Raw genomic sequence first — 10,370 nt, forward strand, 5'->3', positions numbered from 1 at the left:
TATGCAGAGATGATGTAATGTATGGAGGAACGAATCTATGATTAACAGCACCGATTTCCGCACAGGCCTTACCATTGAATACGATGGAGGTGTCTGGCAGATTGTCGATTTCCAGCATGTAAAGCCGGGAAAGGGTGCAGCGTTCGTCCGTACCAAGATCAAGAATGTCGAAACCGGCGCGGTGGTAGAGCGTACCTTCAATCCGAACGAGAAAATGCCGGCCGCACACCTCGAGACGCATACGATGCAGTATCTCTATGAGGCCGACGGCGTCTATACGTTCATGAATACGGAAACCTATGAGCAGACTGAGCTTACGCGCGAGCAGCTCGGGGATGCGCTGAACTACCTCATGGAGAATATGGAAGTTGCAGTTCAGCAGTTCAAGGGCCGTATCATTGGTATTCAGCTGCCGAATTCTGTAAGCCTTAAGGTCATTGAGTGCGAACCAAGTGTCAAGGGCAATACAGCGACGGGTGCAACCAAGATGGCAAAGGTCGAGACCGGCTATGAGGTGCGCGTTCCGCTCTTTATCAATGAGGGTGATGTGCTCCGCATTGATACGCGTACGGGCAACTACATTGAGCGCGCATAAGCGATCTCTTTGCTTGAGAATGGAGGATATGAATATGGAAAATGAGAAGAACGCAGTGAAAAAGGAGACAGGGCTCGGCACGATTCGTGTGGCGGATGAAGTCGTCAGTATCATTGCAGGTCTTGCTACCACTGAGGTTGAGGGTATTGCAGGTATGAGCGGCGGTCTTGCCGGCGGTATCGCAGAGATCCTCGGACGCAAGAACTTTTCCAAGGGTGTCAAAGTCGAGGTTGGTGAAAAGGAAGCTGCTGTCGACCTCTATATCATCGTGAAGTATGGCATTCGTATCCCCGAAGTTGCTCTCGCAGCACAGGAGAATGTGAAACGGGCAATTGAGGCAATGACCGGTCTTACAGTGGTCGAGGTCAACGTGCACGTGCAGGGCGTCGGTTTCCCCGAAGAGGAGCCGAAGGCCGAGGAAGTCCGTGTACGCTGAGCGTACGAGGAACTAACGATGGGAATACTGAATCGCTTATTCCTCTTGCCCTACGCGTTGTTTACAATGGCGCTGTCAATAGCGGTCGCTGCTGTTGCGCTGCGTATCATTCCGGAGGGCGTTTGGCTGAACGAGCTGCGTTATGCGCTGTCTCGACAAGAGCTTTTGGTGGTGTGTGCCATTGCATTTTTGGTTAGCCTCAAGCTTTTCTTTGCTGTCTTTTCCAGAACTTCGAATCCCAGCAGTCGAACACATGGTGAGTTCATGGTCATCGACACACCGGCCGGCGCCGTTCAGGTTGCTGTTTCTGCCGTGCGCGGCATTGTGGAGCGCGTAGCGCTCTCTATGCAGGGGATTCGTGAGGCGGTTGCCGTTGTTTCTGTCCATGATATGAGAAAGGATTCTGCAGCGGCGCCGATGCAGGTGGAACTCAAAATCACTCTGGCAGATCGGACGAACTTAAATGCAATAACGGAGGAACTGACACAGAATGTGCGTCGGAATCTCCAGGATGTGCTTGGCATTTCAGATATCCCGGTGATTATTCGCGTCGCCGAGATTTCGAATGCATCTCAGTCGAAACGATCTATATCTTAGTGAGGGAATTGCATGAAGGAATATGTACTGCTTTTCCTGCAAGATCAATGGCTGCGTCATCGTGGACGAACGCTGGGGCTTTTGTTGGGAGCGATCTTTGGCATATGCGTTTTGCTCTTTGGCTTTTGGCATATCGTATTTGTCCTCCTCTGTGCAGTTGTCGGCATGTATATCGGCTTACAAGCAGAGCGTGCCGGCAGTTGGACGGAACTCATTGACACGTCTGCACTGCATCGGCTGTTTCGGAGAATGCCATGAGCCGAAGGAGCGCGCGGGAAGCCGCTCTCCTAACTCTGTTTCAGTTGGAGTTCGATGCGGATAAGGCGTGTGAAGAGCGTGTGAGCGATCTTGCAATTGATGAGGTGGACGGAATTACGGAGGAGGATCTTCCCTACGCGCATAATCTTGTGCATGGGACGAGGTCGTTCCTTTCCGAGATTGACGCTGAGATTGAACGAATGGCGAAGGAATGGAAGCTTCGCCGCATGGCGGCTGTGGATCGCAACCTTATTCGTATGGCATATTATGAAATGCGCTATCAAGAGGAGCGGATTGATCCTCCGGTTGCGATTAACGAGGCTGTCGAGCTGGCAAAAAAATATGGCTCGGATGACGCGGGCCGCTATGTAAACGGTATCCTTGCCGCGATGCAGAAGGCTGTTCAGTCTTAAAAGAGCTGAAAAAAGAATCCGTTGCGCGACCGTTTCGTGCAATGGTTCTTTTTTTATCAGTGCAGAAAGGTGTTTTATGACTGTTCACAGTGTCAGTGATGTAACGCGATATATCAAGGGACTATTCGAGGGGGAAGAGATCCTCTCGGCTATTCTGATTCGCGGTGAACTTTCCAATTTTAAGCGGTATCCTTCCGGACATTGTTATTTTACGCTGAAAGACGCCGAGGCGAGTATGAAATGCGTTATGTTCAACGGCTATGCGCGAAATCTGCGCTTTACGCCGGAGAACGGGATGCAGGTCATTGCCGGCGGCAGTGTGTCTGTCTATGAGCGTGACGGTGTCTATCAACTCTATGTGAATTCATTAACCCCGGAGGGAGCAGGAGCTCTTGCGCTTGCTTTTGAACAGCTCAAGGAGAGGCTTGCTGCCGAGGGGCTTTTCGATGAAACGCATAAACAGCCTCTGCCCCGTTTCCCGCGCCGCATTGGCATCGTTACCTCATCTGCTGGTGCGGTCCTGCGTGATATTCATAAGGTGACTAAGCGGCGCTGGCCCGGCATCCAGTTGATTCTTTGCCCTGTCCTCGTGCAGGGGACAGAGGCAGCAGGGCAGATTGCAGGGGCGGTGAAATTTTTCAACAGGAAATATCCAGTAGATGTTCTCATTGTGGGACGCGGAGGAGGATCAGCAGAAGACCTCTGGGCATTCAATGAGGAAATCGTTGTGCGCGCGATCTATGATTCGAAAATTCCGGTGATCTCCGCCGTGGGACATGAGACAGATACGACGCTGGCGGATTTCGTCAGCGATCGGCGTGCAGCAACTCCTTCACAGGCTGCGGAGCTTGCGGTTCCGGATGCAGGCGAGCTGTGTCAATATGCCGCGGGTCTCCTTACACGTCTTTCCGCGGGAAGGAAACGCCAGATGGGTCAGCGTATGTCGTATTTGAAAAGTCTTACGGACCGCCCGTGGCGCAGGAATCCGGGCCTCTTGCTTTCCGCTCCAATTCAACATACTGATCATGTGACGGAGCAGCTTTATCGTGCTGTCAAGGAACAGCGTACGAATACGCGGCATCATCTTGAACTCATTTTGAAGCGGCTTGAGCTGCTTAATCCTGTGCAGATTCTGTACCGAGGATTCAGCATCGTCGAGAAAGATGGGAGAACGGTGAGCAGAGCGAAGGAGCTGTCCGTTGGAGATCATTTGAATATCACATTTGCGGATGGGAAAATATCTGCTGTGGTTAAGGCAAAGGAGAAGCAGAATGGCACGTAAAAAAGAGATGACATTCGAGGATGCACTTGGTGAACTGGAGCATATTGTCTCTGAGATTGAGACTGGGGATCTATCGTTGGCAGACCTGATGGCAAAATATTCCGAGGGGATTAAGCTATCTGATTTCTGCATGAAGTCTTTGAAGCGTGCTGAAGAGACGATGGACCTTCTGGTCAAAGAATCAGCGTCTGGCGTTGTGGAAGAAGAACTGCAGATCGGGGGCTGAGATGAAAGAACTTTGGCGGAATCGTCAGGAGCTCATCGAGCGAGCCTTGCGGGATGAACTGGCAAAGACGGATATCCTGGATAATACCCTGCGGGAGGCAATGGAATATAGTCTGATGGCAGGGGGGAAGCGCCTGCGACCTATTTTGCTGATGGCTGCGGCGGATGCTGTGGGCTCAGACGGTACGAAGCTGCTGCCTGCGGCGTGCGCATTAGAGATGATTCACACCTATTCACTCATCCATGACGACCTTCCCGCGATGGACAACGATGACTACCGCCGCGGGAAGCTGACAAATCACAAGGTCTACGGCGATGGCATCGCGATTCTTGCGGGGGATGCACTTCTTACGCTCGCCTTTACAGTACTTCTCCGTCAAAAGGATGTTCCCGCTGTATCGCTGCTGCGCGTAGTAGATGAGATCAGTCGGGCGGCAGGGGCTGAGGGCATGGTCGGAGGACAGGTGCTCGATCTGCAGGCAGAGAATAAAACGATCTCGTTGGATGAGCTCCGACGTGTTCATATGGGCAAGACAGGCGCGCTCTTTCATGCGGCACTGCGCAGCGGCGCGATTCTTGGAGGGGCGTCCGAACAGCAGCTTACAGCACTTACAGCATATGCTGATCATTTTGGTCTGGCCTTCCAAATCACGGATGACATCCTCGATGTGGTTGGAAATGCAGAGGATATTGGAAAGCCGGTTGGAAGCGATGAGAAAAACCATAAGTCGACCTATGTGACGCTGACCTCTCTTTCTGCGGCGCAGGAGCTTGCTCGGCGCACCGTGGATGAAGCCCTTGCGGCGCTTGCCGTCTTCGGTTCGGAAGCATCCTTTCTGCGGGAGCTGGTATCATATCTCGTAAATCGAAAACAGTAGGCGATATTTTGAAAAAAGAGCGGTTGGATCTTTTGCTTGTGGCGCGGGGCTTTGCCGCGAGCCGCGAGCGTGCGAAGCGGCTCATCATGGCCGGTCAGGTACTGGTCGACGAGCAGCGTGTCGATAAGGCGGGGACGACGGTCTCGCCTCTATCCTCATTGCGTGTCGTGGGGGAAGATCTGCCCTATGTCAGCCGCGGCGGATTGAAGCTGGCCAAGGGACTGGAATCATTCGGCACAGTCCTTACCGGGAAAATTGCGGCAGACATTGGTGCTTCGACGGGCGGATTTACAGACTGTATGCTGCAGAACGGTGCGGCAAAGGTCTATGCGATTGATGTCGGCTACGGGCAGCTCGATTGGAAACTGCGCACGGATACGCGCGTCGTCAACATGGAGCGGACAAATATTCGAAATGTCACGGCAGAGACATTGGGACAGCCACTTGATTTTGCCTCGATCGATGTGGCATTTATCTCGCTCGATAAGGTGCTGCCGGTTGTTCGTATACTGCTCAAGGACGACGGAGAAACGATTGCGCTCATCAAGCCGCAGTTTGAAGCGGGGAAAGAGCATGTAGGCAAGAACGGCGTCGTACGCGATCCGACAGTGCATACGTCCGTTATTCGTGCGGTCCTTACTGTGGCAGAGGATCTCGGATTTATTGCCTCCGGTCTTACGTTCTCACCGATCAAGGGGCCAAAGGGGAACATCGAATATCTTCTGCATCTGACGATGGGAGGGGACCACAGTGCGGGATTCGGTGAGAACACGGTCGCTGCCGTTGTGGCAGAGGCGCATCGGACGCTGGATGGATGAGGTGCTTAGATTTCTATGTTGACGGTTGCAATTTTTCCGAATTTGATTAAGCCGGAGACGCGGCAGGTTCTGCTTCGCATTCGTAAATTCTTTTCTGCACGGGATGCGCGCATGATTTTGTCTCGCGAGCGCGCGGTTGAGTTCGGCATGGAAGAATACGGCGTCGATGATATTGAGCATCTGCCGGCAGATTTTGCACTCAGTCTCGGCGGAGACGGAACGCTGCTCGGCATTTGCCGCAGATATGCCGAGAATCCGGTTCCTGTCTGCGGCATCAATATGGGGACGCTCGGCTTTATGGCGGACATCGAGCAGAATGAGCTGGAGGAGAAGCTGGAAAAGCTCTGTGAAGGCAGCTACCATATAGAATGGCGGCCTTTTCTTGCGGGCTATGTGACAAAGGAGGGAGCGGAGCATTTTCTCGGCTATGCAATCAATGACATCGTTGTGACTAAGGGCGATGTCGCGCGCATTATTTCGCTCGGACTGACGGTGAACAAAACGCCGCTCGTCGAATGCAAGGCAGACGGATTCATTGTCGCATCGCCGACGGGATCTACGGCGTATTCGCTCTCGGCAGGCGGGCCCATCATCAATCCGATGGTAAAGGGACTGATTCTCACACCGATCTGTGCACATACGCTCAATATCCGTCCGCTCATCATTCGCGAGGAGGATGTCGTGCATATTCACCTGCTCGATATGCGGCAGAGCATCATTGTCACATTGGACGGGCAGGAGACGACAACGATTCATCCGGATGATATTGTTACCGTGAAATGCTCGGATGTGCGGGCGGGGATCATTAAATTCGAGGACAAGGACTACTATCAGACACTGCGGACAAAACTCTGGAGAAATTGCTAGGAGAGAGCGGAATGAAAAGTCGACGCCACGACCTTATCAAGAAAATCATTGAAGAGGAGATCATTGAGACGCAGGATGCCCTTGCGGAGGCTCTGCGCGTGCGTCATGTGCGCGTTACGCAGGCAACAATATCGCGCGATATTAAGGAACTTTATCTCGTTAAGGTTCCTGCCGGCAACGGCCGCTATCGATATGCTTTGACGCCAAGCGAGAGTGTGCGCTTCTCTGAGAGAAAGATGAAGCGGCTCTTCAAGGACAATGTAGTTCTTTGTGACTTCAGCGAGAATATCGTTCTGATCAAGACCATCCCCGGAGGAGCTTCAACGGTAGCATCTGCACTTGATTCCTCAGGATGGACGGAAGTCCTCGGCACGGTTGCGGGGGATGACAGCATCTTCCTGCTGGTCAAGCCGAAATATGCAGCAGAATCTGTGGCCGCACGCATCCAGGCACTGCTGCGTTGATGGGAGGGGAACGCAATGCTGCATAGCCTCCGCGTATGGAATTTTGCCCTGCTCGAAGAGGTTGCGGTGGAGTTCGGCTCCGGGCTGAATATCCTGACCGGAGAAACCGGCGCGGGAAAATCCATTCTCATCGACGCGATCGGTGCAATTCTCGGACAGCGGATATCGAGCGACATGATTCGCAGCGGCTGTGACTTTCTCCGCGTTGAAGCTGTCTTTTCCGTTGATGAAAGAGATGAAATGCTGCCCCTGCTTGAAGAACAGGAAATTGAATACGATGACGAACTCATCATTATCCGCAAAGTTTCGCGGATAGGAAAAAGCTCAATTCTTGTCAACGGCAGCCATGTAACTTTATCTTTTTTGAAAAAAATTGCTTTGCACCTCGTAGATATCCATGGGCAGAATGAGAACCTTGCTCTTCTGCACGAGGATACACAGCGTCAGCTGCTCGAGGGTGGGGATCGTGATCTGTCGGCATGCCTGGCGGAATACCAGAAGGTCTATGGAGTGTGGAAGGAGAAATCCAGACTCCGAACAGAACGTGCGGAGGAGATCGAAGGGATCAGTGAGCGGCTGGATATGCTGCGCTGGCAGGAACGCGAGATCGCTGAGGCAGAATTGCGTGAGGGTGAGGATGAGGAACTCGCGGCTGAGATTCGTCGGCTTTCCCATTCAGAAAAACTTGCGGAACACGCCGCCGAAGCACACGATTTGCTCAGTGAGGACAGTGCCGAAGGAATCGCTGTACTTTCTGCACTTGCACGGGTTACACGTGTGCTGGATGAGATCGCACGATATGATGACGGCCTTTCGAATGTGCAGACGATGGTTGGAGAAGCTTACATTTCTCTGCAGGAGGCATCGTATGAAGTGCGGGACTATCTGGAGGGCATTGACACGGATCCTGCAAGGCTTGATCAAGTGCAGGCACGTATGGATGTTATTGATCGGCTCAAAAAGAAATATGGCGGAAGCATCTCCACCGTACTTGAGCATATGGCAGATATTCGCGGGGAGCTTGCGGCCGTTGACAACTATGATGCAGATATGGCCAAATTGGAAGAGGATATTGCTGCATTGTACCAGAGACTGCGGGGGCTTGCGGCAGAACTCACAGAGCGCAGACAGAAGGCCGGCGCGGCACTCTCTGCTGAGATTGAGCGTGAACTGCAGGAGCTCGGTATGCCGAAGGCGCGTTTTCATATTCTTGTCTCACCGGAGGGAAAATACACGAGTTGCGGTGCGGACAGCCTTACAATGATCTTTTCCGCAAACGTCGGTGAGGAAGAAAAACCGATCGAGAAGATTGCTTCGGGCGGCGAACTCTCACGCATCGCACTCGCTATCAAGACAGTCATCGCTGCGCGTGACACCAGCACAGCGAGCATGATCTTCGATGAGATTGATACGGGCATCGGCGGACGAACTGCTCAGATGGTTGCCGAGCGCATCGCCTTTGTTGCACATTACAAGCAGGTGCTCTGTATCACGCATCTCCCTCAGATCGCCTCCATGGCGGATACACATCTGTATATTTCCAAATGTGTTAAAGGGGAGGCGACTGTGACGCAGGTGGAATGCCTCTCAGACGAGGAGCGTGTACGAGAAATTGCACGCATGGCGTCCGGTGATGATGTCACTGAGACAGCGCTGGCGAATGCGCGGGAGATGCTGGGCAATGCGCATAAGAAGAAGGATGTGTTCCAGAAGAAAACAAAAGCGAAGAAATGAGAGGTATGCGGTGAAAACACATGGAATGAAACGTGTATTGATTGCGGGACTTACGGCCTCTGCAGTTCTTGTGGGCAGCGGACATACGCAGGCAATGCCCTCGCCGCTCGTTGAATATACAAGCGTGCGGGATGCATGGGCAATTGTCGGGCTTCCTGTCTATACGCCGACACTTTTGCCCGTGGGCTATGTGCAGAAGGACATCATCGTCATTGATAAGAGCCTCGCTGAGATATTCTACCGCAATGATGCAGGCAAGGAAATCCTCTTTCGCATGGCAAAGGGGGATTCGGATATCAGCGGAGACAGCACAGTCTATGAAGTCAATCAGGTGGTTCAAACTGGCCGCCAGTACATCCGCGTCAAAGGCAGCGAAAAACTTGTCAGCCTTGCCCTCTGGTCGCGCGGCGGCTATACATTCTCTCTCTCGTTCGAAGAGCCGCTCCCTGTCGAAGCCGTGCAGGCGATTGTCAGCACAATCCCGTGGAACTGAGGAGAGATTAATAATGAGCATCACACAGCCACGTTGGAAGATTCCGGAGTATTCTCAAAGACAAATAAATGAAGCCGGGCGAATAGTTCGAGATTCAAATACAGATGAAGAAGAAAAAGCGATGGCTTTAGCCATTATTGATAATTGGCGTGCGTCTCATGCATATCCTCTCCATGTTTTTTATATGAATCTAAGGAGAAAAGCGCAAACACGTGTTGATATTCTTGTTGCTGAGCGTATGAAACGAATGGATTCTATCATTGGTAAACTTCAAAGAGAAAAAGGCATGTTGCTATATCGAATCCAAGATCTTGGTGGATGTCGTATCGTTTTACCAACAATTCAGGAGGTATATTCGTATAGTCGACAATTTCAACATTCAAAGATTCGTCATGAATTAAAGAGGACGTATGATTATATCGAACAGCCTAAGATCTCCGGTTATCGCTCTCTTCATTTGGTATATAGGTTTAAGTCTGATAGAGTGGGAAAGGATGCTTATAATCGGTATCAAATGCTAGTAGAATTACAATTTCGGACGCATCTTCAACATATTTGGGCAACTGCGGTCGAAACCATTGGACTTTTTACTAACCAAGCTCTGAAAGCTGGCGAAGGAGATGAAAGAACAAAACGTTTTTTTGTTGTAGTATCATCTCTTTTTGCCCTTAGAGAACAGTGTTCTGTTGTTCCAGGGACATCTATGAATCAAAAAGCACTGATTTCAGAAATTAAACAAATAAATGACAATCATCATGTGTTGGAGATGTTACAGGCAATACGAACTGTAATTGATCATGATGTAGATAATATTCCGGACAAGCGTGGATATTATATTCTGCAACTAAATTATAAAAACCGTACATTACATAGACAATTTTATAAACCGAGTGAAATAGAGGAAGCTAATGCACAATACGATTTCCTTGAAAGCCAGCGCGGTAATATGCCGTTGGATATTGTTTTGATAAGGGCATCTTCTTTTGCAGGAGTCAAAGCCGCTTATCCTAATTATTTTCTAGATATAGGTAAATTTGTTGATCTTGTAACTGAATATTTGAAATGAAATGCTCGACTTGTTAACAATTGAAATCATGTTATCTGCAAGATAGTAATCACTGTAGCTTTGTCAAACATTTGTTACATAAGAGATCCCACTCGCCCTGCCTAGCGTTTGGAATCTCTTTTCTTTTGCAAAGAATCATTAGCCATCTCCCCCTATCCTGTGTTATAATTTTCTTATATTTGAAACGTAGGAGGGAAGGCCGTTGTTTGCAAAGACTTATGGTGCGACGACCCTCGGGATAGAC

The 10,370-nt window shown here is 50.8% G+C and carries 14 protein-coding genes; all 14 read left to right on the forward strand.

All coding sequences use genetic code 11. From position 1 onward, the window contains the following. Window positions 1-37: 37 nt before the first annotated feature. The 14 genes from efp (at window position 38) to HMPREF7545_RS02290 (ending at window position 10,126) form a co-directional block, all read left to right on the forward strand. Complete coding sequence (gene efp / locus HMPREF7545_RS02225; protein WP_006694045.1) at window positions 38-595, forward strand: elongation factor P; 558 nt, start codon at window positions 38-40, stop codon at window positions 593-595. A gap of 19 nt (window positions 596-614) precedes the next feature. Next, window positions 615-1,031 carry an Asp23/Gls24 family envelope stress response protein gene (locus tag HMPREF7545_RS02230; RefSeq protein WP_006694046.1) on the forward strand — a complete coding sequence of 139 codons (417 nt, stop codon included), beginning with the start codon at window positions 615-617 and terminating at the stop codon, window positions 1,029-1,031. A gap of 18 nt (window positions 1,032-1,049) precedes the next feature. Continuing rightward, window positions 1,050-1,628: an alkaline shock response membrane anchor protein AmaP gene (amaP, locus tag HMPREF7545_RS02235; protein ID WP_006694047.1), complete on the forward strand. Its 579-nt coding sequence runs from the start codon at window positions 1,050-1,052 to the stop codon at window positions 1,626-1,628. Between the two features lie 12 nt (window positions 1,629-1,640). Continuing rightward, entirely contained in the window at window positions 1,641-1,886 is a 246-nt protein-coding gene (locus HMPREF7545_RS02240; RefSeq protein ID WP_006694048.1) for a DUF2273 domain-containing protein, read from the forward strand. After that, window positions 1,883-2,299: a transcription antitermination factor NusB gene (gene nusB, locus HMPREF7545_RS02245; protein ID WP_006694049.1), complete on the forward strand. Its 417-nt coding sequence runs from the start codon at window positions 1,883-1,885 to the stop codon at window positions 2,297-2,299. Before HMPREF7545_RS02240 ends, nusB begins: the two co-directional genes overlap by 4 nt. A gap of 76 nt (window positions 2,300-2,375) precedes the next feature. After that, complete coding sequence (gene xseA / locus HMPREF7545_RS02250; RefSeq protein WP_006694050.1) at window positions 2,376-3,581, forward strand: exodeoxyribonuclease VII large subunit; 1,206 nt, start codon at window positions 2,376-2,378, stop codon at window positions 3,579-3,581. Then, window positions 3,571-3,807 (forward strand): exodeoxyribonuclease VII small subunit, encoded by a 237-nt coding sequence (gene xseB / locus HMPREF7545_RS02255; RefSeq protein ID WP_006694051.1) that lies wholly within the window; start codon window positions 3,571-3,573, stop codon window positions 3,805-3,807. Before xseA ends, xseB begins: the two co-directional genes overlap by 11 nt. 1 nt (window position 3,808) lies before the next feature. Further along, a complete protein-coding gene (locus HMPREF7545_RS02260) occupies window positions 3,809-4,684 on the forward strand; it encodes a polyprenyl synthetase family protein (protein WP_006694052.1) in 876 nt (291 codons plus the stop codon). An 8-nt stretch (window positions 4,685-4,692) separates the two neighbouring features. Then, window positions 4,693-5,502, forward strand: a complete 810-nt coding sequence (locus tag HMPREF7545_RS02265) for a TlyA family RNA methyltransferase (protein ID WP_006694053.1) — start codon at window positions 4,693-4,695, stop codon at window positions 5,500-5,502. Between the two features lie 15 nt (window positions 5,503-5,517). Then, the gene (locus HMPREF7545_RS02270; RefSeq protein ID WP_006694054.1) at window positions 5,518-6,369 is read left to right on the forward strand and encodes an NAD(+)/NADH kinase; all 852 of its coding nucleotides are present in this window, start codon (window positions 5,518-5,520) and stop codon (window positions 6,367-6,369) included. An 11-nt stretch (window positions 6,370-6,380) separates the two neighbouring features. Next, window positions 6,381-6,833, forward strand: coding sequence for an arginine repressor (argR, locus tag HMPREF7545_RS02275; RefSeq protein ID WP_006694055.1), 453 nt, complete (start codon window positions 6,381-6,383; stop codon window positions 6,831-6,833). A gap of 15 nt (window positions 6,834-6,848) precedes the next feature. Further along, window positions 6,849-8,567: a DNA repair protein RecN gene (gene recN, locus HMPREF7545_RS02280; RefSeq protein ID WP_006694056.1), complete on the forward strand. Its 1,719-nt coding sequence runs from the start codon at window positions 6,849-6,851 to the stop codon at window positions 8,565-8,567. A gap of 25 nt (window positions 8,568-8,592) precedes the next feature. After that, window positions 8,593-9,060: a DUF4367 domain-containing protein gene (locus tag HMPREF7545_RS02285; RefSeq protein ID WP_006694057.1), complete on the forward strand. Its 468-nt coding sequence runs from the start codon at window positions 8,593-8,595 to the stop codon at window positions 9,058-9,060. A gap of 13 nt (window positions 9,061-9,073) precedes the next feature. Next, on the forward strand, window positions 9,074-10,126 hold the full coding sequence (locus tag HMPREF7545_RS02290) for a RelA/SpoT domain-containing protein (protein ID WP_006694058.1): 1,053 nt from the start codon (window positions 9,074-9,076) through the stop codon (window positions 10,124-10,126). The last annotated feature ends 244 nt before the right edge of the window (window positions 10,127-10,370 follow it).

The sequence above is a fragment of the Centipeda noxia ATCC 43541 genome, assembly GCF_000160555.1.
GTDB lineage: Bacteria > Bacillota > Negativicutes > Selenomonadales > Selenomonadaceae > Centipeda > Centipeda noxia.

Coding starts and splice junctions, on each gene's coding strand:
- argR (WP_006694055.1), top strand. CDS start 6,381: ATGAAAAGTCGACGCCACGACCTTATCAAGAAAATCATTGAAGAGGAG.
- HMPREF7545_RS02290 (WP_006694058.1), top strand. CDS start 9,074: ATGAGCATCACACAGCCACGTTGGAAGATTCCGGAGTATTCTCAAAGA.
- HMPREF7545_RS02285 (WP_006694057.1), top strand. CDS start 8,593: ATGAAACGTGTATTGATTGCGGGACTTACGGCCTCTGCAGTTCTTGTG.
- xseA (WP_006694050.1), top strand. CDS start 2,376: ATGACTGTTCACAGTGTCAGTGATGTAACGCGATATATCAAGGGACTA.
- HMPREF7545_RS02230 (WP_006694046.1), top strand. CDS start 615: ATGGAGGATATGAATATGGAAAATGAGAAGAACGCAGTGAAAAAGGAG.
- HMPREF7545_RS02270 (WP_006694054.1), top strand. CDS start 5,518: ATGTTGACGGTTGCAATTTTTCCGAATTTGATTAAGCCGGAGACGCGG.
- nusB (WP_006694049.1), top strand. CDS start 1,883: ATGAGCCGAAGGAGCGCGCGGGAAGCCGCTCTCCTAACTCTGTTTCAG.
- efp (WP_006694045.1), top strand. CDS start 38: ATGATTAACAGCACCGATTTCCGCACAGGCCTTACCATTGAATACGAT.
- HMPREF7545_RS02260 (WP_006694052.1), top strand. CDS start 3,809: ATGAAAGAACTTTGGCGGAATCGTCAGGAGCTCATCGAGCGAGCCTTG.
- HMPREF7545_RS02240 (WP_006694048.1), top strand. CDS start 1,641: ATGAAGGAATATGTACTGCTTTTCCTGCAAGATCAATGGCTGCGTCAT.
- xseB (WP_006694051.1), top strand. CDS start 3,571: ATGGCACGTAAAAAAGAGATGACATTCGAGGATGCACTTGGTGAACTG.
- recN (WP_006694056.1), top strand. CDS start 6,849: ATGCTGCATAGCCTCCGCGTATGGAATTTTGCCCTGCTCGAAGAGGTT.
- amaP (WP_006694047.1), top strand. CDS start 1,050: ATGGGAATACTGAATCGCTTATTCCTCTTGCCCTACGCGTTGTTTACA.